This is a genomic window from Caldivirga sp. UBA161, from assembly GCF_002506515.1.
Taxonomy (GTDB): Archaea; Thermoproteota; Thermoprotei; order Thermoproteales; family Thermocladiaceae; genus Caldivirga.
The window spans coordinates 1-24844 of record NZ_DAXS01000076.1 but is presented as its reverse complement, the minus strand read 5'-3'; the positions used below and the strand labels follow the sequence as shown (position 1 = coordinate 24844).

Here is a 24844-nt window from a genome sequence, read left to right as displayed (position 1 = left end):
CTGTGATACTCTTGTTGTTGTTGATGATAGGTATCCTGAGAACCAGAAGTAGAGCAGTATTGCGGCTACTACAGTTATCACTATTAGTAGTATTGCAGCCACTATGGGTTCAATACCCTTCCTTGCCCTTTTACTGGAATTACCCATGTATTACTCATTAATGTATGCCTTTTTAAGCTTTATGGATTAATCTATAGCAAGCTTAAGCTATAGTTAATATCGATAATCCATGGTAATTATTCCCAATGAATCATTAATCTACTTACGTAGCCACTTATTTACTTAAACTTTAAATTCATGATGAGTACAGTTTCTACACGTTAGCTTTTAATGCGGCTAATGAGTGCTACCGGGCATGGGTAGGGGTAGGCAATTACTGTTGAGTAGTATTAGGGCTTTGGGGCTTACTGATAATGTAGGCAGTAGGAGGATTCTTGAGTTAGCCTTAATTTACGCTTACAATAATAGGATAGATAAGCATTCCCTCTATGCAATACTTAGAATGATTGATTTAAACATGGCTACTACCGTGGGTAGGCTTAAGCCTATTAATGATGAGGTGGTTGAGGTTAATGATATTGAGGCTGTTAATGTGAGTGATGAGGCTGTGGGTAATGTTGAAAGTAGGGTTGAGGACAGGTACCTTGGGCAGAGGATTATTGAGAGGCTGATGCCGAGTGAGTGAATCACCTATAATTAAGCTACTGACCAGTAGGTACGCGAGGTTCCTTGGGGGTATTGATGCCTCAAGGGCTATTAGGAATAATGAGGAGGCTAGGGTTAAGTGGCTTAGTGAATACCTAGGTATTAATGTTGAGCCGCAGGTTTATGATGCTTACAGTGAGGTTAGGAGGATTAAGGTTATGTACGAGTGGTTACGTATTGAGGAAGCTAATGTTCAAAGGGCTGTGGCCGAGGCCAGGGGGCTGGGGGTTCCGTTGAGTAATGTGGATGGTAAGCTTAGTGGGATTAGGCGTAGGAGGGAGTTCCTTAGGAGGCTTTTAAGGGAGATTAAGAACATTGAATAAATACTTGGCTCCTACTTAATTTCGATCATTGAGCACTCATACGGTACCATTAGGCTTAATCCCTCGTTTAACTCACTTATAATGGGGTTAATGGTGTAGAAGTGAGTTAGTATTAGCTGCTTAACCCCAGCCTCCTTAGCAATATTAATTGCATCCCTAACGGTACTATGGCCATGCCTATGTGCCTCATCCTCAAAGCCTGGATTCCCACTAGCCTCATGAATCAATACATCACAGCCCTTAGCCAACTCGATTAATGAACGTGATGGCGCAGTATCACCACTGTAGGTTAGGCATGAGCCATCTTGGTCAATTAACTTAATGGCTATAGCCTCCACACTATGATTAACCTTAACAGCATAGATCCTGACACCCTTTAATTCAGTTACCAGGGATGGCTCATTGGATATATTGATTGGTATTGGGTTAAGTGCAGTAGCGTATTGCTGAATGTGAGTTGCCTTAATTAGGTTCATTAATCCATCAATAACGTAACTTGGAGCCATTACGCTTAGCTTAATGCCCCTTGAACCAGCCATCAGTATGTATGAGGGTAAGCCGAGGATGTGGTCGCCATGCCCATGAGTCACTATGACTGCATCTATTGAGTCAACATCAATGCCAGTGCACCTCCTCAACTGCCTATACGACCCCTCCCCAGCATCAAGAAGAAGCCTAGCCCCCTTGGCCTCAACCAGTATTGATGGGTGGTTTAGCCAGGGCATTGAAACCCAACCACCGACGCCCAGGAAGGTAACCCTCATTAATGCGTTAATGCCTTTAAATTAATTAACCTTACGGTCCTTTTCATCATTGAATGCTTTAAAAACAGCCTATGCTTAAGTTGAATTGTGGTTACTAGGGATTTTAACGCCGCATTAATTAATATGCTTAGGAGCCTTGAGGAGGTTGAGGATGAGTTGGCGGGGTTATATGGTGAATTAAGTGAATTAGCTAGTGATGAGTTAAGTAAAATTAGCCTACAGTTAATAAGTAGGGATTCAGCTAAGCATAGGGATATATTGAAGAGTATTGAGGAGTCGCTGCTCAATGACCTTAAGGGTTCGCTTAATATTGAGAATACCATAGCCATGAATAGGGAATTGGAGAGTAGGCTTAGTAAGATAAGGGAGCGCGCATCAATGGTTAGGGGAGGTGTTGGTAGGGATTTGGCTAATAGGTTAATGGAGCTTGAGGATTATGAGGCAATAGTGTTAAGCATGTATGAGTTCATGCTGAATAGTTATGAGTCTGCATCATCAAGGGCATCATCTAGTGGGGAGAGGTTTAGAATGGAGGTGATTAAGTCAATTATAAGGAGTATTATTGATGATGAGAGGTTTCATAAGGAGCTTGTAGGTAGGTTAAGTAACTTAACCCATTGATTCATAAATCTTCCTCCTCCTAAGATACTCCTCAACATTGTATATTGGCTTAGCCGGAGTACCAGCAACAACAGTGCCTGGTTTAACATCCCTAGTGACTATTGAACCAGCAGCCACCACCGCCCCCTCCCCAACCTCAACGCCGGCTATTAACGTGGCATTAGCACCAATAACAGCCCCCCTCCTAATAACCACACCCTGAAGCCTCTTACTGGGTGGGTACTTGTCGTTAGTTATCACTGCATTTGGCCCTATGAAGACGTCATCCTCTATCACCGTACCTATGGGTATGTAAACCATACTCTGAACACTCACGTTCCTACCTATCTTAACGTTGCCATCAATAACAGTTAAAGTACCTAACCTAGTGCCATCCCCAATCACGGTGTTCTCCCTAATCAGCACATTATGCCCAGTCTCAACACTATTACCAACCTCAACATCCTCATAAATAACCGTACCCCTCCTAATTAAGCACCCCTCCCCAATCCTGGTACCATCACTAACTGAATCAAGGTCATCAATACGCTTAATGGACTTAATCTTCCTCCTAATGGGGTAGCCCACGGTTACATCATCATCAATGAAGCTCCCCCTACCAATCACTGATGGGCCTAGTATCACTGAGTTTAAGCTAATTAAGGCCTCGCTCACCTTCGCCTTACTTGATATGAAGCCCATTAATGAGGTGAATCCTTAAGGCTTATAACTATTACTTAAGGTTAATTAATCTTAAGGATGAATCAAAGCTCAACAATAAATATTCATAACCTAATCATTGAACGGTACTTGGAGAATTCCTCATCACTTAATATACCCAACATTACGAGTTTACTACCCGCATCCGCATACCCCTCAACCTAGGCCTAATGCTGCAGCAGCCTTAATTACAATATCTATTAATACTTAAGCCTGGAATTGAAGAAGGTATATTGCTGAGTAATATTTATATACATCACTAGCATTTGAATTAATCCAATAGTGAAGTGTAGTTAAGCATTAATAAGTAATCAATCTATTGCCTCCTTCATCACCGCGTTTATTTGAGTCTCCAGTAGGTTAAGCTTCTCTGAGTCAATGATGAAGCCTAAGCATGGTTTTAGCGCCCTTAATGTTAAATCCAGGTACTCATCCATATTCTTGCAATAAATGGTTCTTCCCCCGCTGAGGATATTAATTACCAGCGAGCAGGGTAAGTACTCATAATTATTTAAAACCACTAAGTCAACATCATTCTCTCGGGTATTTAGGAATAGCTAACGCATACTGAAGATCAATATCCTTAAGCCAAACGGCGATATCCCAGCCCCTAACCATCTTACCATTAATCCTGAATCCAAGCAATAACGTGAAATCCACGCCGTAATTGCCCAGGGAATGATCTCAAGGAATTAACGTAATCATCAGTACCCATGGTTAATACTTCACTGTACTAATTTTTAACAGCTTCTCATTCATTAAGGCAGGTTAGCAATGTTCTTAAATGTGATTCAATGTTAATTTCCCTTAAAAATTTAATAAGTGAGTTTAGGCTTGGTGCCATGGAGCCTGAGGATGCGGTTAAGATGCTTGAGGAGGGTAGGGTTAAAATGCATGAACTTGATGACTTACTTAAAGATTCTAACGCAGCCACTAGGGCTAGGAGGCTATTCCTTGAGAGGAGGCTTGGTGTTAAGCTTAATGCCGTTGGTTCAACGGTAATTGACTTTAATCAAGTTTATAGGAGGAATACTGAGAATACCATAGGTGCTGTTCAAGTGCCATTAGGTGTGGCGGGTCCACTATTAGTTAGGGGGGTTTACGCCAATGGCCTATACTACGTGCCCCTAGCCACAACTGAGGGTGCCTTAGTGGCTTCAGTGAATAGGGGGGCTAAGGTTATTACTGAAAATGGTGGGGCCAAGAGTATTGTTGTTAAGGATGGTATGGCTAGGGCACCCTTATTCAAGTTGCCCACAGCCGTTGATGCCGTGGAGTTCATTAATTGGGTTAACGCTAATATTGGTAAGATTAAGGAGGTTGCTGAGTCCGGTAGTAGGCATTTGAGGCTTAAGGAGGTTCAACCATTCATAAACGGTAATAATGCTTGGCTTAGGTTAGTCTTCAGCACTGGGGACGCCATGGGCATGAACATGGTTACCATAGCCTCCGAGAGGGTTGCCCAGTGGATTGAGGGTAATTACCCTAAGGCCAGGTTAATCACAGTTAGTGGCAACATGTGTGTTGATAAGAAGCCTAACGCCGTTAACTTCCTACTGGGTAGGGGGAAGACAGTTATCAGTGAGGCCACTGTATCAAGGAGGTACTTAATGGATCACTTTAACATAACCCCGGAGGAGGTTGTTAATGTTAATGTTAGGAAGAATCTACTGGGTTCAGCCTACGCCCACTCCTACGGCTTTAATGCCCACTTCGCGAATATTATTGCTGCAGTATTCATAGCCACTGGCCAGGACGTGGCTCAGGTTGTTGAGTCAAGTATGGGTGTGACTTGGGCTGAGGTTAATGATGACGGTGACTTATACGTTTCAGTAACCCTACCAAGCCTGGAAGTAGGTACCGTGGGTGGTGGTACTGGTTTACCAACTCAGAGTGAGGCGTTGCAGATGCTTGGCGTACAGGGTGGTGGTGATCCACCTGGCTCCAATGCCCTGAAGCTTGCTGAAATAATTGCTGCAGCAGTGCTTGCTGGTGAACTTAATTTACTCATTGCTCAGCATAGGAGGGAGTTGGGTAAGGCTCATGAAAGGCTTGGTAGGGCTGGGCGTACTTAACGTGGCGTTAATTTAATTAGGCTTTAAGTATTGGTAATATTAGTGTATTTCATTATTAATACTGTGTAGTAAAATTTAATTGTATGCTTCAGTAGGCTGGATTAATGGATTGGAGGAGGGGTCCAATGCCTCATGACTTCATAGGCTGGTTTTGGAGGAGGAGGGGTGCGTTAAGGGATATTGTACTGTATATTCTTGCCTTCAAGGGTGAATTAACAGGTGCCCAGATAATTGATGAGATTGAGAGGTGGAGCTTCGGCTTCTGGAGGCCATCACCGGGATCAATATACCCACTCCTGGATGACCTAGAGGAGGAAGGCTTAATTAAAATATCTAGGATTGATGGCGTTAAGAAGTACTACTCCCTCACCGAGGAGGGGAAGAGGGCCATTGGATTAATAGGGGGTATTAACTCCCCGCTTCCCCCGCCTTCACCATTTAATATCGATGAATTCGTATCGGCTGCAAGGTATATAATTGATAACTGGGATAAGATACCCCAGGAGGATAAGGAAAGAATAAAGAAGATTTTAAATGATTTAATCAAGGTTGTCGGCTAATTCACCAAGGCCAGTAAGGTGGCGCACCGCGCCTCCTACCACCCCAAGGGCCAAAACCCCATGGTCCGGGCCCTGGGCCCCTCCAACCCCATGGCCACCATGGCCAGGGCGCTGTTACTATGCTCTTACCTAGCTCCGTTAACTCTAAGTACTCCTCACCACCCTCAGTAATCCTCCTAACTAGCCCAAATGCCATTAGGTCACTTATTGCGAGGTCCAGTGCTGAGCCATATAGTGGTGCGATTTGCCTTAATTCACTTACCTTCCTCCTGCCCTTGTTTAACTCCTGTAGTATTGCCCATTCACCTACTGCTATTACGCGACCCAGCATTTTTAGTCACCGATAACACTACCGATATCGGATTTATAAGCCTTTCGCATTAGTTAAATTAAGGAAATGCATAAAAGGTTACATACTGGGTTAACTAAGCATGTACACGATTGATATATTTAACAGTAGGGCTGATGAATATGACTCATGGTACATTAAGCACCCATTACTGGCTAAGTCTGAGGAGGATACTATTAAGTCCCTTGGCTTAAGTGGCATAGGCCTAGATGTTGGGGCTGGAAGCGGCTTCTTCACTAGGCTAGTTAACGCCATTGCACTTGAACCATCATTAGCAATGATTAAGCTGGCTAAGGGTAGGTCCTGGGCCGTTATATCAGGGGTTGGGGAATTGATGCCGATTAGGGATTCATCAATGGACTACGTACTAATAGTGGTCACATTATGCTTCGCAATGAACCCTGAAGGCATACTTAAGGAGAGCGTCAGGGTGCTTAAGAGTAATGGTAGGTTAGTGGCCTGCATAGTTCCCCTCGAGAGCCCATGGGGGGCATTGTACAGTGAGCTTGGTTCAAGGGGGCACCCGTACTACTCTAGGGCTAGGTTTCTAACGGTTAAGTGGATTACTGAGGCGCTCACTGGCCTTGGTGTAAAGGTTACTGGATATGTGGCAACGTTCAGTAGGGGTGTGGGTGAGTACTATGAGGCACCCAGTAATGTTGACCAAATTAATGCAGGAAGGTACGGCTTCGTATGCATTAATGCTGTTAAGTGAGGATCATTAATGTAAAGATCGTGGATTACCGGCAAGCTGCTTAATAGCCTTCAATGCCTCCAAGGGGTGTTTACCAAGCCTCACTGAGAACCCTCTTATTACCTTAGCTATCTTCCCCTCTGGATCAATTATGAAAGTTACCCTATCAGCTAAACCCATTAGGCTCATTACCCCATACTCCCTAATAACCTTACCATCTCTATCACTCAATAGTTTAAACTCAACTCCACACTCTTTAATAAACCTAGCCAAGATAGCAGTATCATCCCTACTAATGCACAGTACAACCACGTTAATCTCCTTAAAGCGATTCCATTAGCCGGCAAATACCTTGGTTTCCATAATGCAACCTGAAGTGGAGGCCTTGGGGAAGAAGTATAATATTACCCATCTACCTCTCAATTCCATAAGGTCCACAGATCCCCATCATGGGATGGTAACGTAAAGGCAGGCGCTGGGCCTCCAGCATTAAGCATCGGCATGGATAATGTGTTATTTTAGAAATTAATATAAATATAAGTAATCTTTAATTCTAAAAATACTAGATTCACTTAACTAAAATCATCAGAGGCATGGGTAAGCACCATGATGCACCTAATATCCCACTAGCGTGAAGGATCCTTGGGGGTTCCTAAATTTTCACATGTAGTACATCATATGTTAATTTACGTTAACGGAAGTTCAGTAGGCTTGAGGAGTTTATTCATTGGATCAGCCTCAAGGCCAAGTTCCCCTATTGTTGTTGAGCCCAATGAGTAATCATTAAATTACTAATACATGAGTTCTAGCGCCCTGAATCCCAATACCCATTAAACCGGTGCCCTCCACATTAGCAATTAATATTGGCCAGTTTAAATTCTCTTAATCCCGGTGAATTCAGTACTTAATTTCTGCAGCAGCCTCATCGGTAATATAATGCTTTTAAGCCAGCTTCTACAGGTAACTCAATTTTACTATAAACCCTCGGTTAAATATTTTATCATTAAGCAACCTTAAGGCTTAAATATAATTTTGCTATAGTTAAACCCCTGCAGTAGTAACCTGTTTAATACCCTTGGCTACTTTATCATTATTCTAAATGGTGTAACTTAATAAATAGCACCCAGTAATCAGGTTCATGAGTGAGGTTAATTTAATCCCAGTTGGTTCAACGGGGTCTTGGGTCTATGAGTGTGGTAAAGACTACACGGCTTACGCTGGTTTCCTAGGTTTACAGGGTAATTACTGGAACGCTAACTGTAGTGGAACCAGTGGTACAGTTAAGATGAGCGTTAATGGGGGATTACGCACAGTGGTTGATTTAACTAGGGCCGAAATGAGGAACCCTAACCTAGGTGTGTTAGGTTACCCTGAGGCCATACATGGCTATAAGCCCTTTGGACGAATTAAGACAAGGATTAGTCAAGGGTTACCATTACCTATCTCCATTAGCAATATACCGAATGCTTGGATTAACTTAAGGTATGAGGTAATTAGCCATAATTCATTAAGGATGAACTTCTCCTTCGACCTATGGCTAACTAAAGGCAGTGATCAAGTAGGAGTGTTTAGGGGTGACTTAGAATTCATGGTATGGCTCTACTACTCTAACTTAAGGCCAGCTGGGTCGCTTGAAGGTACTCTTAAAGCCCCATTAACAATTAACGGTGTTACTAATGACGCTGAGTGGGAGGTTTGGTTTGGCGACACTGGACAATGGAGCATACTAACCCTCAGATTAACTAACCCACTTAAGGCGGCCTCGGTTTCATTACCATTAAGGGTGTTTATTGAGAGGGCGTTAAGTATAGTTAATGGGAAGTCAATGAACATTGCTAACCATTACTTAAATGGCCTTGAGGTTGGGACTGAGTATGGGCCTATTAAGAATGGTGGCTCAGTTCAACTTGAATGGGTAATGTATGAGTATACTATTAAAGTATAGGGGTAACCTTAACTTGGCAATAGTTTCACAAGCACCTAGCCTTAATACTTAAAAGTGCTTAAGCCAGTGAAAATTAATGAGTGTCTCGTTTCCAAAATCCTTCAGGTTTGGCTGGTCCCAGGCAGGGTTCCAGTCTGAAATGGGTACTCCAGGCAGTGAGGATCCTAATACTGACTGGTACGTGTGGGTTCATGACCCTGAGAACATTGCATCAGGCCTAGTTAGTGGTGACTTACCTGAACATGGGCCAGGGTACTGGGGGCTTTACAAGATGTTTCACGATAATGCGGTTAAAATGGGGCTTGACATAGCTAGGATTGGGGTTGAATGGTCTCGAATATTCCCCAAGCCAATGCCTGACCCACCTCAAGGTAGCGTGGAGGTTAAGGGTAATGATGTCTTGGCTGTGCATGTTGATGAGAATGACCTCAGGAAGCTTGATGAAGCTGCTAACCAGGATGCTGTGAGGCATTATAGGGAAATGTTCAGTGACCTTAAGGCTAGGGGAATATACTTTATACTTAACCTCTACCACTGGCCACTACCCCTTTGGGTTCATGACCCAATTAGGGTTAGGAGGGGTGATTTAAGTGGACCCACTGGTTGGCTTGACGTGAGGACTGTCATTAACTTCGCCAGGTTCGCAGCTTACATTGCATGGAAGTTTGATGACCTTGCTGACGAGTATTCAACAATGAATGAACCCAACGTAGTCCACAGTAACGGCTTCATGTGGGTTAAGTCAGGTTTCCCACCGAGTTACCTTAACCTTGAATTATCCAGGAGGGCTATGGTTAATTTAATACAGGCTCATGCTAGGGCTTATGATGCTGTTAAGTCTATTTCCAAGAAGCCCGTTGGCATAATATACGCTAACTCATCCTTCACCCCATTAACCGATAAGGATACTAAGGCTGTTGAGCTGGCTGAGTATGATTCAAGGTGGGTATTCTTTGATGCAATAGTTAAGGGTGAATTAATGGGGGTTACTAGGGATGACTTGAAGGGTAGGCTTGACTGGATTGGGGTAAACTACTACTCAAGGACTGTGGTTAAGCTTATTGGTGAGAAATCCTACGTGGGTATACCTGGGTATGGATATAGCTGCGAGAGGAATTCAATTAGCCCTGATGGTAGGCCATGCAGTGATGTTGGTTGGGAATTCTACCCAGAGGGTCTCTATGATGTAATAATGAAGTATTGGGGCCGTTATCACCTACCAATATACGTTACTGAGAATGGTATTGCTGATGCAGCCGACTACCAGAGGCCATATTACTTGGTTAGCCACGTTTACCAAGTGTATAGGGCTATTCAAGATGGGGCTAATGTTAAGGGTTACTTACACTGGTCTTTAGCCGATAACTATGAGTGGGCCTCAGGATTCAGCATGAGGTTTGGTTTACTTCACGTTGATTACTCAACTAAGAAGCAGTACTGGAGGCCATCCGCCTACGTCTATAGGGAGATTGCTAGGTCTAAGGCCATACCAGAGGAGGTAATGCACCTTAACACTATACCACCTATTAAACCATTAAGGAAGTGAATTAACCAGTACCTAATGTAGCTTGCCTAGCCTTAAAGCGAAGGAAATTATCCCTCAAGTACTCCATATTTTCGAGGAAGCTTGGTAATTGGTGTGAGGCAATTATTGGTACATTACCGTATGACTGCAGTTGGGGTGCCTTAAGGGTTACTATTAATGGGTATATTGAGGCGTCAACGATATTTAACTTAACCTTCCTAATGAACTTACCCCAATTATCAGCAAGCGCCTTAACCTTACTAACATGCTTATCAACAATGGCCTTCAATTCACTACCACTTATGCTTAACCAATGCTTAGCCTCAACAATAATAACCACATTGCCCCTATACCCTATTACATCGAATTCACCCCTCACATCACCCATCGTTAACCTAACCCCCCTCAGGGTTTCGTAACCCTCCTGCCTCATTATGAATGAGATGAATTCCTCGAATTCACTCCAGGATAAGTCATTAACATGGCTAATCACTGACTCGCTGCCCATCATTATGAGTAATTGAAGCCTAGGTACAGTTACCTTAAGGTACTTATCATTGATTCTACTCACCACACCCTCCTCAATTAATTGCTCAAGTGCCTCAGTATACTCGCCGTGAGCCACCACCCCCAGTGAGTGGAGGGAAAAGACCCTATTACCCTCCGAGGTTAACATGAATACTGACTCAATAACCCTAAGCCTAGACTCCCTCCCAGTACGCATGATTACTCCTACTGCTTACCTTTACTTAATAGTACCGTTTCCCTCATGGCCTTAATCTCCCCCTCAATGTCATTTAACCTACTGCTGAGCATTATTGATAACTCAGTTATGGTTATTGATAATTCCTCAAGCCTACTCTGGTAATTGGAGAGTAGGTTCCTTAAATTATTCACGACATCAAATATCATTGACCTAGCATCACTTAACTCCCCCATCGTCTTATTCAACTGGTTAAGCATATCATTAAGCTGGTCCCTAACCTTACCTAATTGATCCCTGTAGTTAAGTAGGGTTGTCTCAATGTATGCTATCTCCCTTAGTACACTACTCATATCAGACTGGCCCCGGCCTCCACTTAACGTGTTTGCAATTGCATCAATCCTCTGGGCTAATTCACCATACCTCTTATCTAATTCCTTCACCGTGCTAGCCAATGAACCAACAGTATTCTTCAATTCACTAATCTCCTCATCCAGCTTATTAATTAACTCATACAGGTAGTCTGAAGTGTACTCAGTTGCCACAGGTGGAGTAATGCTTCAGTATATTAAATGTTTTCAGCTAATTAACAGTATCACTTAACCTTAACTTCAACGGCACGCCCACTATAGTTGATTGAGTAGTCAGGCTTTGATGGTGATGCGCCAATACCATGGCCCTCTGAAACCAGTACCACGTTAAACTGCAGTGAATTAATTCTCCCACAGTAGCCGCCTGATGCATCCCCTATGATTAATCTCCCCTCACCGCTAAGCCACCTTAATGGGATTAGGCAGTACTCCCCATTCTCATAATTATATGATTCCCCATCATCAAAGTAAAGCGTAAACTCAGAGTCACCACCATCATAAACCCTGAGTTCAATAGGATTCTCAGGTTCACTGGAGTTAGCCTTAATGGGGCCTAAGGGTAGTATTGAGCCTGCCTTAACGTGGAGGGGTATCCTATCTAGTGGTGCCTCAGCATTAATGTATGAGCCACCAGTGTATGCTTTACCAGTCCAGAAGTCGAACCACTGCACCTTCCCAGGTAAGTAAACCCTACGCCTCCTAACTGGTGCAGCCACTGGGCTCACCATTATGAATGGGCCAAACATGTATTGATCACCCACGTTAAGTACCTCCTCATCACTTTGGAAATCCATTACCAGGGGCCTCATCATTGTGTAATCCCTACTGGTGACCATCCAGGCCACTGAGTATATGTAGGGGAGTAACCTATACCTGAATTCAATGTACTGCTTAATAATACTGTACACTGGTTCCGTGAACATCCAAGGCTCCTTAGCGTACCAGGTTCCGTGAACCCTCATTATTGGGCAGAATGTACTCCACTGCAGCCACCTGGTGAAGACTTCAGCATAGGCTGGCGTCGATGGATCACCACTAAAGAAGCCGCCTGTATCAGTGGTCCAGTAGGGTATGCCGGATATACTGAAGTTTAGGCCTGCAGGTATTTGGCCTGCTAAAACACCCCAGTCATGATGCACGTCACCAGACCAAGTTATAGCTGAGTGCCTCTGCTGCCCCAGGAAGGCTGACCTAGTTAATATCACCACGCGCCTATTCATACTCCCCCTCTGCCCCTCATAGACAGCCTTAGTGTGCATTAGTGGGTAAGCATTCATGAATCTTGACCCCCTACCCATTGCTGTATTTGAGTCATGTAACCCAGTGTAGAAGGTCCATGTACCCGTATCTGATGTTGAGTCCCTTGGCTTATCTAATTCAGGCTCTGATGCATCTAACCACCATCCATCTATACCCACCTTAGCGAAGTTCTCCTCTATTAGCCTCCAATACTCCCTCCTTGCATCATCATTGAATGGGTCATAGTTCAGTGAACCAGGTATTAAGTAACCCTTATCCTTAAACATCCTGTAGGCATCCGTTTTTCGGCCGAATTTTGGCCAAATTGATATTACAATCCTGGCGCCTAATTCATGAACCTCCTTAGCCATTTCAGCTGGGTTAGGGTAATTGGCTTCATCAAACCTCATGGCGTTCCAGCCATATTTACCCCAATAGAGCCAATCCTGGACTATAACATCAATGGGAATCCCCCTACTCCTAAACTCCTTAACAATACTAATCAACTCCTCCTGAGTCCTATACCTCTCCCTGGATTGCCAATACCCAAAGGCCCACTTAGGGAGCATGGGTGCCTTACCAGTTAGCCTCCTGTACCCTGAAACAACATCATCCATACTGGGCCCCAGTATGAAGTAGTAGTCCACTGCGTCCACGTCCTCAGACCAATACTCAACCCTGGATTCATCGCTCGTTAATTCGCTCACGCTCACCTTAGATAGGCTATAGTGATCCCACATTAAGCCGTAGCCCACGTTAGACACCAGTATTGGTAATGCAGTCTCAGTTGGATTCCTTTGAAGTAGGTAAACTTCATGATTCCTGTAATTGAATAAGCCTTGATGCTGGCCAAGCCCATAGAATCCCTTACCCTTGGCAATAATGACTTGGTTACTCCAGAGGCCGCCAAGCCCATTATCACCAACCTCCCTCTTAATTTCCCTAGCCAGTAACTCACCTTTACCGTTAATGAATGATATTGAGTAATCTGGGTTAACCTCAATGATTAACTCCCCTGTACTTAACCTTAAAGCCCCATTAACCTCCTCCACGCTTGGCTCCACGTATGAGCCAACGGTAACCACAAGAGACTTACCCCTACCTCCACTCACTGGCGTGTAGAGGACCCTTGCAATCTTAACGTCAGGGAAAGTTACCTCAAGTTTATGTTCATTAATAATTAAGGATACACCACCCCTTATCCTACTGTAGGTTAAACCCATGTGCCTACTCCTTAACTCGGATTTAAAGTATTATGCTGCATTATTTAGGCTTCTCCTGGCTATTGGGTAGAAGACATCCATCCCCATTGGTAGTTCACCCACCCTGCCTAACCTTAAGTCATGAACTATGGTTGAGGTGAGGAGGAGCGCTTTAGTTAGCCCCTTAAAGTCATCGACTAGGTCTATGCTGCACATTAAGGCTACGTTAACCCTGTAGGGGGATATCCTCCTTATACTGACCATGAAGCCTGGCTTATGGTAAATCTTAACCCCAGCCACATGATAATCCCCATCGGTTAAAGCCCTTACCTGCTCCTCAACCTTATCGGGATTATTACTTAACTTAGCTGACATCGCCAGGATGGGTATGGGGGATTCAAGGTACTTACTTATCAACACGTCTATCATGTACCTAACGTAGTCCTCATTATTAACAACAAGGCCCCTTAACACAGTCTCATCAGCATCCTCAGACTGTAGGCTCACTTTACCACCTGATATTGTTAATTGGTTTAAGGCTACTACATCCCTGTATATTACGTAGATTGGTACATACTCATAGTCGTAAACCATAAATGGCTTAATTACTTCACTGCTTGGGCTAATGCGGAGGTAGGGTTGAAGTTTAATGTAGTCACCAATACAGGGCCTGCTTAAACTAACAATTAACCTCCCACCTCTATCAATGGTTAAGGCTAAGTCGCCACTCCTTGACTTCACTATGGCGCAGTAATGCCTATGGGTTAGTATGAACTTAGGTATCACGTTTAATCATAGTGTTCAAGGGTTTTAATACTAATTAATTATTTTCAATAGTAACGTCACTTAAGGGGCTTAAGGAAGAGTACCCTGCCGTAGCCGCTTAACTCACCGTAGATTATGCTTAACGGCTCCTCACTACTTGAATTAAAGCCCACTACCCTTGAGTCATTCTCAGTGATCCTAACATACTTATCCTCATTAAACCTAACTGTAGCTTCCCTGGGCCCGAAGACAACCTTAAATTTAACCCTCGACTTAGCTAAAGCCCTAGCTATAGCTGCCATTAACTCAACCTGCCTCTTAGTGGGTCCTCCCCTAGGCCTCCTCTTCTTAAGCTCCCCTAAGTCCCCCACCTCACCCTTAACAATGCCTTTAACGGAATCAACAATGACATAATCCCCCTTATAATCCACAACCTCCAGGTTATTACCATCCATAATCCTATTAATAAGCTCCTCAACAGTAATCTCCTCAGCCATCATAATGGTGTACCGGCTGAAATTAATAAATGTTATACCCCAAGCATTAATACTGAGCCCTATACTGGCTGTTAAGTTAAATAGGGTTCAGGGTGGATTCAAGTTTATGAGTAGTAGGCTCGGTGATCTGGTTGAGTCATTAAGGGCCTTGAGTGATGGGAAGTGGGTTAACTTAAGGAGCATTAGGTATAGGGTTCCATTCAACCTAACGTTTAATGACCTACTTGAATTAAGTAGGCGCGGCCTAATAGACACTTACGTCGACTTAGCCTCAGGGGAGGTTTACGTTAAGGTTAAGCAAGCCACCGTTAATGAGGATTCAATTAACGTGAATGAGGTTGCTGAACGCATTATAAGTGAGTTAAAGGAACCCATGCCTAAGCCAGCCTTTGAGGAGTTACTGAGGAAGATGGCTGGGAATGAGTGGCCCCGGGTTTATGCTGAATTAATCAATAGGGGTGTGGTTAGGGAAATGGAGTTTAACGGCATGGTTTTCCTAACCACGGTGAAGACTAGTAATGAGCAGGTTCAAGGTTCGGGGGCTTCAAGCAAGTATAGTTAGTCCGCTAATATGGTGGGTGGTTAATTGGTATTATACTAAAGGATTCATGGGTGCATTTACGCCATAAACCCCATAACCTTACTGATTAATTCCTCAACACTCTTAACAGCATCATTGCGTTCACTTCCTGAATCACCTAGGATTATTGGCGTTACGGTTAACTTACCCTCCCTGTAGAATACGTATGCATCAGTGCCTGCATTAAGCTGCACCAGCTCCTCACCCCACCTCCAGTATATTTTATTACCCCTTGGGTCGCTTGACTCAATAATAGACTCCTTGAATAATCGCTTAGCCATATGTGAAACCACTGCGTATCCACCATTCCACCTACTTGGCGATGGCATGTTCAATGAGAGGGCATCAATTCCCTTAACCCACCCCTCAACCTTAATATAATTAATAATGCCTTTAACCACCTTAACAATACCACTGAAGTAATCAGCGCTAATCTGCGGTATTATGAACTTACTGTGCGGTGGCACCTCTATTGAGGCAGCTATGCCTGGGGTACCCATTAATGATGATTGTATCACAGCCCCTATTGTACCACTTATGAATAATGACTCAAGGCCAATGTTCTCACCTAAATTAACACCACTAACCACTATTTCCGGCTTAAACATGTTAATCCCCATGAATACTGCATCAGAAGGTGTACCATCTGTAGCATAGACGCTCACTGAATCACTGTAAAGGCCACCACTCCACTTCCACATCCTTATGGGTCTATTATACGTCCTGGCGGCGCCTATGCTGCTTAATTGAGTTTCAGGCGCCACCACATGCACTTCATGCTCCTTAGCGAGTTCATTGGCTAGGGTTACTATACCCATTGAGGTTAATCCATCATCATTAGTTACCAGTATCCTCAATTAAACTCACCATTACTCATACTCACGCCAAGTGTAACCACACCTAGTGCACCTATAGAACCTTGTCGGTGGTTCATCAGCAGCCCTAGTCTGCTGAACCCAGAAGTACGCCTCATTATTACCGCACCTTGGGCAAGTTACCTTAACCTTAGGTAAATTATCATTAGCCTTAGTTAAGATAACCGGCTTCTCATCAGGCTTATGCTCAATAATAGTCCTCTCAACCAATGGGGCTGCTGTAGAGGAGTCCTCAACATAGCCGCATTTAGGGCACTTCCAAGTGACCTTATTACCGCTCCTGTATGGTTTCATTATTGATCCGCATTTAGGGCAGAATTTTATGGCCATGTAAATTAACACTTGGCCGGGTACTTTTTAATAAACCTTTCTCAAAATTAAATACTTAAATGCATTCACGTGCGGCGGTTGAGTGTTAGTTATAGGCCACATGACTATTGATGAATTGGAGTTCCCAGGGGTTAGTAGGATAAGCCCAGGTGGGCCACCGACCTTCTGCTCCACATACTTGAAGCAGGCTGGGTTTATTGTTAAACCAATATCAGTAATTGGGGTTGACTTTAAGCCAGCGCTAAGGCCCTATGAGGAGCTGGGTATTGATTTAACCGGGGTTAAGGTTGAGGAATCATGTAGGACTACTAGGTTTAGGATAAGGTATGATGAATCCATGAGTAGGAAACTATGGTTACTGAGCAGGTGCAGGGATATTAAACTCAGTGACATTACCGTGAATGATGATGCTGTGGTAATTAATCCAGTGGCTGGTGAAGTGTCGTGGGGGCTTGTTGAGGCTATTAGGGAGAGGGCTAGGTTAGTTTCAATAGATCTTCAGGGTTTTACAAGGAGGTTCCTTAGTGATGGTTTAGTCATTAATGATAATTCCAGGAACATTATTGAACTAGCCCTAACCCACTCTGATGTTGTTAAGGTTAGCGCTGATGAGGTTAACCATGAGGTTAAGCACGTTAAGGATAAGGTGCTCGTAGTTTCAATGGGTGGTAACTTAGCTAAAATGTACACTAACGGTAAGGTTTACTGGTTTGACGGTAACGTTAAGGTTAATGTAGTTGACCCAACGGGTGCAGGTGACGTCTTAATATGCTCATTAACAGGCTACTTAAAGATGGGCCTTAACCCACTTGACGCTTTCATTAAGGCTGTCGCCCTGGCAACAGTTAGGGTTACTGTGAATGGGCCATTCGGTAGAATAGACCCGTGGCTACTTGACCAAGTGACCGGTGAGCTTAGTAGGTTGGTTAGGTATAGTGAGGCATAGTAATTAAGCATAATTCTTCGCGGAAAAGCATTAAAACGTGGAGTTGAGTCCACCGCGATAAATGTGGGTGGCGTGAATATCCAATCATTGTTAATGGATATTGTGAAGAACGTATCCCCCATGATAATTGAGAAATCCAAGGATTCATCCTATAGGAGGATTATGAAGTCTGGGAAGGGGGATGTAACTAGGGGTATTGATTGGGTTGCTGAGGGTGCTATAATTGATAGAATTAAGGCTGAGGGATTGAGGGCGCTGATTATTACTGAGGAGAGGGGTGTTGTTAAGGTTAATGATGGTGAACCCGATTACTTATTCATAGTTGACCCAATTGATGGTTCACTCAACTTCGTCCTAGACGTACCATTCTACTCAATATCAATAGCAGCGGCTAAGTTTAAGAGCAACCTAACCCTATCAGACGTTGAGGCTGGGGTTATTCACCACGTTAGCACTGGCGTAACCTACTATGCTGAAAGGGGTAGGGGTGCTTTCATAAATGGTGAACCAGCCTCCTTTGATTCAAGTGTATTAGATAAGCCAGTGGCCTCAATATACATTGAACCAACAGTTGAGCAAAGGGTGTTAAATGGTCTAGCTGAATTATATAGGAGGCTTAATGGCTTTAAAATAAGGAGCCTCGGCGCCGCCAGCCTGGAAATAACCATGGCTGCCCTAGGGAAGCTGCTCTTCTTCCTTGACGTTAGGAATAGGCTTAGGTTATATGATATAGCCGCAGCCTACGTTATGGCTAAGGAGCTTAACTCAATGATAATAGCAATGGACGGCTACAGTATCGATGATATTCCAATTAATGAGCAACCAAGGGTTAGCCTACTTGTGACTAGGAGTAGGGAGGTCGCAGACCTACTTAAGCAATTCCTCCAGCGTTAACAATTTGTGAGTAAATTTTAAAACTAGGTTGAATTCAAAGGTGTCTGATTAGTGATTATTAATGAGGATTAGTGTTGATGAGGTTAAGAGGATTTATAAGCCTAAGGTTAAACCCATTGAGTGGAGGGATAATAGGTTAATTATCCTGGATCAATCCAAGATACCCTTTGAGACAAGCTACATTGAACTCCACACACCACTTGAGGTGGCTGAGGCAATAAGGTCAATGAGGGTTAGGGGTGCACCGGCAATAGGCATAACGGCGGCATACGGTATGCTGCTTGGTTTACTAAGCAGCATGAGCAAGGTAAATGATCTTAATGATGCCTTAAAGGCTCTTGAAGATGCCAAGAGGATTATGGATGCTGCAAGGCCAACCGCCGTTAACTTAACTTGGGCCACAGGCAGGATGCTCAATAAGGCTAAGTTAAGTGTAGATAATGGTAACGTTAGGAGTGTTAGGGAATTATTGGATACACTTAAGGCTGAGGCTGATGCGGTCTTTAATGAGGAGTATGATGCTGAGATAGCCATAGGCATCTACGGCATGGAGAAGCTTAACAACGGTGACGCGGTCATGACGCAGTGTAATGCAGGTGGCTTAGCAACAGGCACTGGTCTAGGGACGGCGTTGGCTCCTGTTAAGTTAGCTAAGTTAATGGGTATGGAGGTCTCAATGTTCGTGCCTGAAACTAGGCCGTGGCTACAGGGCGCTAGGTTAACGGTTTATGAATTAATGATGGAGGGTATTGACACGACATTAATCACGGATACTGCGGTTGGGTTAGTGATGTATAGGGGCATGGTTAACCACATCATGGTTGGGGCAGATAGGATTTTAAAGGACGGGCACGTGTTTAATAAGGTGGGTACGTTTAAGGAGGCTGTAATAGCCCACGAGTTAGGAATACCCTTCTACGCCCTGGCACCATCCTCAACCTTTGACTTAACTAGTGGAGTAAATGATGTTAAGATTGAGGAGAGGGATCCCAATGAGGTTAGGTTAATTAGGGGGGTTCCAATAACTCTAAGTGACGTTAAGGTGTATAACCCGGTCTTCGACGTAACACCCCCTAGGTACGTTACGGCGATAATAACTGAGAAGGGTGTAATATACCCACCCTTCGATAAGAACGTGAATAGGGTTATAAACGGGGGTGGTGGCTACGGATAGCGTGAATATTGAGGAGAAGCTGGCTAAGGCCCTTGTTAGGCTAATCAGTAGTTCAAGGGGTAGGAGGGTTACTATTAAGACAGCTACATTAGTGAGGTTAGCAGGCCTTGATGAGAAGCATAGGAACATTCTTAAGGCGGCTAAAATGCTTAGTAAACTATCTAAGGAGAGGGTCATTAAGATTGAGTTCAAGGATAAGGTATCTAGGGCTAAGTCAATAATGTATGTTGTTGATGATCAAATGGACTTATGGAGGATATCCAAGGTTAACCCCGATGACGCTATCAGGTCAATCCTTAAGTCACTGGAGAGATTTAAGAATAGGGCTAAGTTAAGTGGGCCATAGTAACCATGCCTAAGCAAAATACTGAGGGAGGCGTTAAGATTATTGAGGTAGCTAAGGGTATTGAGTTGGATCAGGAGGTTTATAGGCATTTACTTCAGTACATGGATGATGGTGAATTGGGCTCCTACTTTGAAAGCATTAGGAAGCCGCCGAGGAGGTACTACGTTAGGGTTAATACACTGAAGGTGAGTACTGATGAATTATTGAGGAGGCTTAAGGAACGTGGGGTGGTTGCTTATAGGGATGAGGTGCTTGAGGAGGCCATATGGTTCCCAACGGAGGGGCCCAATAGGGTTGGGGCTAGTAGGAAATACATTATTGCTGATAAGTACGCCTCAGAGAGCGTCTACCTAGGCGCTAACCTATATGGCCCAGGGGTACTCTACATGCCTAATGACATTCATGCTGGTGATGAGGTTAACGTAATTTCCCCAAATGGCGACGTTGTCGCCTTAGGGGTCGCTAAGGTTAATGCATCAGGCTTCAGGAGGGGGTTCAGGGGTATTGTTGTTGAAACCACTGAGTCAGTGTATAGGTTACCTAAGTTAAGGGACCTTGATGAGTGGAGGTTTGGCTTATTCTATGAGCAGTCCCTACCAGCCCAATGGGTTGGTAGGTTAATTGATCCAGGACCTAATGAGGTTATTATTGACTTATGCTCAGCACCAGGTGGTAAGGCAACCCACGTAGCTCAATTATCAGGTAATAAGGCAACTATTATAGCTATTGATAGGAGTTGGAGTAAGGTTAGGCAGATTGAGGGTAATGCGGCTAGGCTGGGGGTTAGGTTAATGACCTATATTGAGGATAGTAGATTCCTTCACTTAAATCACCCTGAGTTCATTGGTAAGGCTGATAAGGTCCTCATTGACCCACCCTGCAGTGATGCTGGGGTTAGGCCTAAACTATACTATAGGTTAACCATGGCTGATTTAATCAACCTAGTGGCCTATCAAAGGCAATTCATTAAGGTGGCCTATAGTTTACTTAAACCTAATGGCTCATTAATATACTCCACCTGCACGTTACCGCCAATGGAGAATGAGGATAATGTTAAGTGGGCTGTGGAATTAGGCTTCAGGCTGGAGTACGTTAATGTGCCTGCAGGCCAAAGGGCCTTCGACGGCGCATCAAGGAGGTTTCACCCACACATCCAGGATACGCCGGGTTTCTTCATGGCTAAGTTAACTAAGTTACCTTAACACGATGAGGTAGGTTTAATAAAGTTGAGTAGAGGATAATGGGGCATGGAGTCGCTTTACTTGGTTCAACATGGTAAGGCATTTGATGAGAAGATTGACCCTGAGAGAAGCCTAACCCCGGAGGGGGTTAGTGAAACTAATGCCGTAGCCTCCTACTTGGCTAAGGTTGGTGCTTCAGTGGATTCAATAGTCCATAGTGGTAAGAGGAGGGCACTTCAGACGGCTGAAATAATGGCTAGGTACCTTGGCGTTAAGTCAGTGAACGCCGTCGGGGGCTTGAACCCTAATGATGACCCAAGCTTAATCGCCAGTAAGTTAAGTGAATTAGGGAGTAGGGTAATGATTATAGGGCATCTACCCCACTTATCTAAGTTAGCTTCACTATTAATTATAGGAAACCCGAATGCCCAGTTAATTAAATTCAAGTATTCGGGTGTAGTTAAGTTAGGTTTAAGTAATGGCCAATGGGTTATTGAATGGTACATAACGCCTGAATTAATTAGGCAATAAGCCCTCGTAGTACAAGGCTTAATTAAAGCGGCCTATAGACCCCTTTAAGCACTGCAGCGGACTTAACTTCAACATTAGGGTACTGCCTATCCCACTCACTAATCACCCTAATGGCCTCATTGGCAACGCGGCAAGCATCCATAACCCCAGCCTCAGGATTAAACTCATCAGTCTCCCTATTAGCCACCACGGCCATTACTGAACCAGCCCTTAAACCATAGACATTAGCCATTGTTAACACTGTTGCAGTCTCCATGTCGAAGTTCATTACCCTAACGGACTTAAGTTCACTAATAATGCCCCTAAGCCAACTGGGTAAGTAACCACCAAGCCCTGGCCTACCTTGACCAACATAGAAGCTATCCGTGGTTGCAGTTAACCCAACATGATACCTAACACCCAAGCCCTCTGCAGCGGTAATTAATGCGTTTAACACATCAGGATGGGGAACTGCTGGGTAACCTAGTGGTGCGTAGTTGCCGCTTGCACCATCCAGCCTCACAGCACCCCTGGTTATTATTAAGTCACCAACCTTAACGCTGGCCCACAGTGAGCCAGTGGTACCAACCCTAATTAGTGTACCAACACCCAGTGAGGCCAGCTCCTCAACAGCTATTGAGGCAGAGGGCCCACCTATCCCTGTTGAGGTCGCCATTACTGGTAAACCCCTATATGTGCCTACGTAGGTCCTATACTCCCTGTTCTCAACCTTAAGCTTAACCTCATCCCACATTGAGGCTATTAAATCAACCCTACTTGGATCACCTGGGAGTAATGCATATGGTGCGGTATCATTGGGTTTAAGCATTAGGTGGTAAACCCTACCGTTAACAGTGGGCCTGGTAGCCATGGGTATTAATGCCCTTAGGTTAATTAAGGTTTATTAATAAGTTAAGCGTTATTAAGGCTTGGTTACTATGAAGAGTAAGAAGCCTTACCCTCATAATAAGGATATTGCCCAAGCAATACTTAGGGTAATGTATGAGAAGCCTTACGTTAAACCAATTGACTTCATTAATGAGGTTAAGAGGATACTTGAGGAGAGGGGTTACTACACTGGATTAGTGAGTGCTAAGAGGATTTGGAGGATTTACGAGGAGTACGCTAGGAAGGGGTGGGTTTATGACTACCTAGGGGTTATGGAGAATGATGGTGGGGAGTAATGACTTTTAAACTAGTGGTAGGCATTAAGTGGTGTATTCAGGTGAAGGTTAGGTTAATTAAATGAATTAACAAAAGCCAAACCCCCTAAGGCTTAAGGGGAGCCGTTAGTTAAGCATCACTACTCAGTTATTATCTTGAATACTGGCATTACTTGCCTCGGTGCATTACTCGGAATCTTAATCACAAGCCCCCTACCCTCCCTACTGAATTCCACTTTACCGTAACCCAGTAATTCAACATCCTTAACGCCATCAATTAACCTCAAATTTAAGCTTAACGACTGTATTACAGCCTCCTCCCCAGGCCATTCCAAGGCAACAGCGTATAATGCATTACCCCTCCTAGTGAATCTGAAGTCGCCTCCAGTGTACTTAACCTTAAGCCACTCCGCCTCCTTAAACTCACCGGCAGGCTCCCTAGTCGGCCCCTCACCATACGTTAACCATGGTTCAGTACCGTAAATGGCCTCACCATTAATGCTTAACCAATCCCCAACACTCCTAAGCATCCTAACCTGCTCCTCAGGTATTGTGCCATCACTCCTAGGTGCGACATTAAGTAGTAGGTTACCATTCTTACTAACAATATCCACAAGATCCCTAATTACTGATTCAGTAGTCCTGTATTGGCATTCATTAGTGTAGCCCCAAGTATTCAAGCATACTGATGTATCAGTCTGCCATGGGGTTTGCCTAATCCCAGCCAACTTACCCCTCTCAACATCAAGCACACCAGCCCAATGCGGCATTGAATTATGCTTATAATTAACCGCAGCCTCAAGGCCCCATTGGTAAGCCCTATTATAGTAGTATGCAGTGAAGAATCTTAAGTATGGTTCGAAGGATGGGTACTCAATCCACCAGTCGAAGTAGAATAACTGCGGCCTATACTTATCAACAAGCTCAATAGCCCTAAGCAGCCAATCATTTAGGAAGGCCTCACTTGGAGGCTCAATGGGCTGCGGCCAAAGCTCACCCACCTCATGATGCTCCTTAATTGGTGCTGCAGGCCCATAAAGATCCTGATACTCTGGCTCATTTACATCAGACTTAATCCTCCTACCACCCTCAAAGAACCAGTAGTGCTCAGCCCTATGGTAGGATACACCGAATACTAAGCCCATATCCCTACATGCCTTAGCCAACTCACCTATAATATCCCTACGAGGCCCCATCCTCTTAGCATTCCACCTATTAATTGAGCTATCCCACATTGAGAACCCATCATGATGCTCAGCCACTGGTACAACGTAACTCGCCCCAGCCCTCTTAAATAAGCTACACCACTCATTTGGATCCCACTTATCGGCAGTGAACATTGGTATAAAGTCCTTATAGCCGAATTTATCCTGAGGCCCATAATGCTTAATATGATACTCATACTCACGCGCACCAGGAATATACATGTTCCTAGGATACCACTCATTACCAAAGGCTGGAACAGAGTAAACACCCCAATGAATGAAAATCCCAAACTTACCAAACTTAAACCAACCAGGAATCCTAAAACCCCTAAGAGACTCCCAATCAGCCTCAAAGGGGCCAGGAGGCAGGCTAACAGGGAAATTAACCATAAATATTAAAGAGATACATGAGTTTAAAAGTATTGAATCCCTTATACCCAAATTATACAATACCCAGCCCATGTGGTAAAGTAACATACTAACTTTAGTTTTTACGAAAAATTTAAAGGGGCTTAACCCCTAAATTACATTAGGCGGGGGTGCCCGAGCCTGGTCAAAGGGGGCGGACTCAAGATCCGTTGGCGTAGGCCTGCGTGGGTTCAA

At 44.1% G+C, this 24844-nt stretch carries 31 protein-coding genes and 1 pseudogene; 16 read left to right on the top strand and 16 right to left on the bottom strand.

Annotation, left to right across the window (positions count from 1 at the left end):
* Nucleotides 1–147 (bottom strand): archaellin/type IV pilin N-terminal domain-containing protein (locus tag BP896_RS08860; RefSeq protein WP_349681947.1); only part of this gene is annotated, 147 nt, incomplete at its 3' end.
* Nucleotides 148–355: 208 nt separating this feature from the next.
* On the opposite strand from BP896_RS08860, the gene BP896_RS08855 reads away from it, so the two are divergent.
* Nucleotides 356–685 (top strand): hypothetical protein, encoded by a 330-nt coding sequence (locus BP896_RS08855; protein WP_291767645.1) that lies wholly within the window; start codon nt 356–358, stop codon nt 683–685.
* The gene (locus BP896_RS08850) at nt 678–1028 is read left to right on the top strand and encodes a hypothetical protein (RefSeq protein ID WP_291767644.1); all 351 of its coding nucleotides are present in this window, start codon (nt 678–680) and stop codon (nt 1026–1028) included. The genes BP896_RS08855 and BP896_RS08850 overlap by 8 nt, the downstream gene beginning before the upstream one ends.
* An 11-nt stretch (nt 1029–1039) precedes the next feature.
* Here BP896_RS08850 and BP896_RS08845 read toward each other — a convergent pair whose 3' ends face one another.
* Nucleotides 1040–1792 carry an MBL fold metallo-hydrolase gene (locus tag BP896_RS08845; protein ID WP_291767643.1) on the bottom strand — a complete coding sequence of 251 codons (753 nt, stop codon included), beginning with the start codon at nt 1790–1792 and terminating at the stop codon, nt 1040–1042.
* A gap of 87 nt (nt 1793–1879) precedes the next feature.
* On the opposite strand from BP896_RS08845, the gene BP896_RS08840 reads away from it, so the two are divergent.
* Nucleotides 1880–2413 (top strand): hypothetical protein, encoded by a 534-nt coding sequence (locus BP896_RS08840; RefSeq protein WP_291767640.1) that lies wholly within the window; start codon nt 1880–1882, stop codon nt 2411–2413.
* Here BP896_RS08840 and BP896_RS08835 read toward each other — a convergent pair.
* The 3 genes from BP896_RS08835 to BP896_RS08825 all read right to left on the bottom strand — a co-directional run bounded on the left by BP896_RS08835 (nt 2402) and on the right by BP896_RS08825 (nt 3772).
* A complete protein-coding gene (locus BP896_RS08835; RefSeq protein ID WP_291767639.1) occupies nt 2402–3094 on the bottom strand; it encodes a DapH/DapD/GlmU-related protein in 693 nt (230 codons plus the stop codon). The genes BP896_RS08840 and BP896_RS08835 overlap by 12 nt on opposite strands.
* A 329-nt stretch (nt 3095–3423) precedes the next feature.
* Nucleotides 3424–3633: a hypothetical protein gene (locus tag BP896_RS08830; RefSeq protein WP_291767637.1), complete on the bottom strand. Its 210-nt coding sequence runs from the start codon at nt 3631–3633 to the stop codon at nt 3424–3426.
* Nucleotides 3634–3643: 10 nt separating this feature from the next.
* The gene (locus BP896_RS08825; RefSeq protein ID WP_291767635.1) at nt 3644–3772 is read right to left on the bottom strand and encodes a hypothetical protein; all 129 of its coding nucleotides are present in this window, start codon (nt 3770–3772) and stop codon (nt 3644–3646) included.
* A gap of 182 nt (nt 3773–3954) precedes the next feature.
* Here BP896_RS08825 and hmgA point away from each other — a divergent pair, with 182 nt between their 5' ends.
* Together hmgA and BP896_RS08815 are read left to right on the top strand one after the other, a co-directional pair.
* Nucleotides 3955–5187 carry a hydroxymethylglutaryl-CoA reductase (NADPH) gene (hmgA, locus tag BP896_RS08820; RefSeq protein ID WP_291767634.1) on the top strand — a complete coding sequence of 411 codons (1233 nt, stop codon included), beginning with the start codon at nt 3955–3957 and terminating at the stop codon, nt 5185–5187.
* A 104-nt stretch (nt 5188–5291) separates the two neighbouring features.
* Complete coding sequence (locus BP896_RS08815) at nt 5292–5747, top strand: PadR family transcriptional regulator (RefSeq protein WP_291767632.1); 456 nt, start codon at nt 5292–5294, stop codon at nt 5745–5747.
* A gap of 1 nt (nt 5748) precedes the next feature.
* Here the strand turns inward: BP896_RS08815 and BP896_RS08810 are convergent, their stop codons facing one another.
* Nucleotides 5749–6078, bottom strand: a complete 330-nt coding sequence (locus BP896_RS08810; protein WP_291767630.1) for a hypothetical protein — start codon at nt 6076–6078, stop codon at nt 5749–5751.
* Nucleotides 6079–6178: 100 nt separating this feature from the next.
* Between BP896_RS08810 and BP896_RS08805 the strand changes: the two genes are divergently transcribed.
* A complete protein-coding gene (locus BP896_RS08805; protein ID WP_291767628.1) occupies nt 6179–6811 on the top strand; it encodes a class I SAM-dependent methyltransferase in 633 nt (210 codons plus the stop codon).
* Nucleotides 6812–6817: 6 nt separating this feature from the next.
* Here BP896_RS08805 and BP896_RS08800 read toward each other — a convergent pair.
* Nucleotides 6818–7219: pseudogene (locus BP896_RS08800) on the bottom strand (peroxiredoxin).
* 709 nt (nt 7220–7928) lie between these two features.
* On the opposite strand from BP896_RS08800, the gene BP896_RS08795 reads away from it, so the two are divergent.
* Complete coding sequence (locus tag BP896_RS08795) at nt 7929–8735, top strand: GH12 family glycosyl hydrolase domain-containing protein (protein ID WP_291767627.1); 807 nt, start codon at nt 7929–7931, stop codon at nt 8733–8735.
* 76 nt (nt 8736–8811) lie between these two features.
* On the top strand, nt 8812–10281 hold the full coding sequence (bgaS, locus tag BP896_RS08790) for a beta-galactosidase BgaS (RefSeq protein WP_291767625.1): 1470 nt from the start codon (nt 8812–8814) through the stop codon (nt 10279–10281).
* Between the two features lies 1 nt (nt 10282).
* Here bgaS and BP896_RS08785 read toward each other — a convergent pair whose 3' ends face one another.
* From BP896_RS08785 to BP896_RS08765, 5 genes are read right to left on the bottom strand one after another with little or no spacing between them, the layout of a single operon-like run.
* Nucleotides 10283–10984: a restriction endonuclease gene (locus tag BP896_RS08785; RefSeq protein WP_291767623.1), complete on the bottom strand. Its 702-nt coding sequence runs from the start codon at nt 10982–10984 to the stop codon at nt 10283–10285.
* An 8-nt stretch (nt 10985–10992) separates the two neighbouring features.
* A complete protein-coding gene (locus tag BP896_RS08780) occupies nt 10993–11508 on the bottom strand; it encodes a hypothetical protein (RefSeq protein WP_291767622.1) in 516 nt (171 codons plus the stop codon).
* Nucleotides 11509–11558: 50 nt separating this feature from the next.
* On the bottom strand, nt 11559–13796 hold the full coding sequence (locus tag BP896_RS08775; protein WP_291767621.1) for a TIM-barrel domain-containing protein: 2238 nt from the start codon (nt 13794–13796) through the stop codon (nt 11559–11561).
* Between the two features lie 30 nt (nt 13797–13826).
* Complete coding sequence (locus tag BP896_RS08770; protein ID WP_291767619.1) at nt 13827–14561, bottom strand: hypothetical protein; 735 nt, start codon at nt 14559–14561, stop codon at nt 13827–13829.
* Nucleotides 14562–14617: 56 nt separating this feature from the next.
* Entirely contained in the window at nt 14618–15040 is a 423-nt protein-coding gene (locus tag BP896_RS08765) for a hypothetical protein (RefSeq protein WP_291767617.1), read from the bottom strand.
* Nucleotides 15041–15143: 103 nt separating this feature from the next.
* Here BP896_RS08765 and BP896_RS08760 point away from each other — a divergent pair, with 103 nt between their 5' ends.
* A complete protein-coding gene (locus BP896_RS08760; RefSeq protein ID WP_291767615.1) occupies nt 15144–15599 on the top strand; it encodes a hypothetical protein in 456 nt (151 codons plus the stop codon).
* A 56-nt stretch (nt 15600–15655) separates the two neighbouring features.
* On the opposite strand, the gene surE is transcribed toward BP896_RS08760, so the two are convergent.
* A complete protein-coding gene (gene surE / locus BP896_RS08755; RefSeq protein WP_291767613.1) occupies nt 15656–16474 on the bottom strand; it encodes a 5'/3'-nucleotidase SurE in 819 nt (272 codons plus the stop codon).
* Nucleotides 16475–16486: 12 nt separating this feature from the next.
* On the bottom strand, nt 16487–16822 hold the full coding sequence (locus BP896_RS08750; protein WP_291767611.1) for a transcription factor S: 336 nt from the start codon (nt 16820–16822) through the stop codon (nt 16487–16489).
* An 82-nt stretch (nt 16823–16904) separates the two neighbouring features.
* Here BP896_RS08750 and BP896_RS08745 point away from each other — a divergent pair, with 82 nt between their 5' ends.
* The 6 genes from BP896_RS08745 to sixA all read left to right on the top strand — a co-directional run bounded on the left by BP896_RS08745 (nt 16905) and on the right by sixA (nt 21894).
* Entirely contained in the window at nt 16905–17768 is an 864-nt protein-coding gene (locus BP896_RS08745) for a PfkB family carbohydrate kinase (protein ID WP_291767609.1), read from the top strand.
* A gap of 63 nt (nt 17769–17831) precedes the next feature.
* Nucleotides 17832–18662 carry an inositol monophosphatase family protein gene (locus BP896_RS08740; RefSeq protein WP_291767608.1) on the top strand — a complete coding sequence of 277 codons (831 nt, stop codon included), beginning with the start codon at nt 17832–17834 and terminating at the stop codon, nt 18660–18662.
* 61 nt (nt 18663–18723) lie between these two features.
* The gene (locus BP896_RS08735; protein ID WP_291767606.1) at nt 18724–19836 is read left to right on the top strand and encodes an S-methyl-5-thioribose-1-phosphate isomerase; all 1113 of its coding nucleotides are present in this window, start codon (nt 18724–18726) and stop codon (nt 19834–19836) included.
* Nucleotides 19823–20182 (top strand): hypothetical protein, encoded by a 360-nt coding sequence (locus BP896_RS08730; RefSeq protein WP_291767648.1) that lies wholly within the window; start codon nt 19823–19825, stop codon nt 20180–20182. The genes BP896_RS08735 and BP896_RS08730 overlap by 14 nt, the downstream gene beginning before the upstream one ends.
* Nucleotides 20183–20187: 5 nt before the next feature.
* Complete coding sequence (locus tag BP896_RS08725) at nt 20188–21384, top strand: RsmB/NOP family class I SAM-dependent RNA methyltransferase (RefSeq protein ID WP_291767604.1); 1197 nt, start codon at nt 20188–20190, stop codon at nt 21382–21384.
* A gap of 45 nt (nt 21385–21429) precedes the next feature.
* A complete protein-coding gene (gene sixA, locus BP896_RS08720; RefSeq protein ID WP_291767602.1) occupies nt 21430–21894 on the top strand; it encodes a phosphohistidine phosphatase SixA in 465 nt (154 codons plus the stop codon).
* Nucleotides 21895–21916: 22 nt separating this feature from the next.
* Here sixA and udp read toward each other — a convergent pair whose 3' ends face one another.
* Nucleotides 21917–22744, bottom strand: a complete 828-nt coding sequence (udp, locus tag BP896_RS08715) for a uridine phosphorylase (protein ID WP_291767600.1) — start codon at nt 22742–22744, stop codon at nt 21917–21919.
* A 67-nt stretch (nt 22745–22811) separates the two neighbouring features.
* Between udp and BP896_RS08710 the strand changes: the two genes are divergently transcribed.
* Nucleotides 22812–23057, top strand: coding sequence for a hypothetical protein (locus BP896_RS08710; protein WP_291767646.1), 246 nt, complete (start codon nt 22812–22814; stop codon nt 23055–23057).
* A gap of 119 nt (nt 23058–23176) precedes the next feature.
* Here BP896_RS08710 and BP896_RS08705 read toward each other — a convergent pair whose 3' ends face one another.
* Nucleotides 23177–24631 (bottom strand): alpha-L-fucosidase, encoded by a 1455-nt coding sequence (locus BP896_RS08705; protein ID WP_291767597.1) that lies wholly within the window; start codon nt 24629–24631, stop codon nt 23177–23179.
* Nucleotides 24632–24844 lie beyond the last annotated feature (213 nt).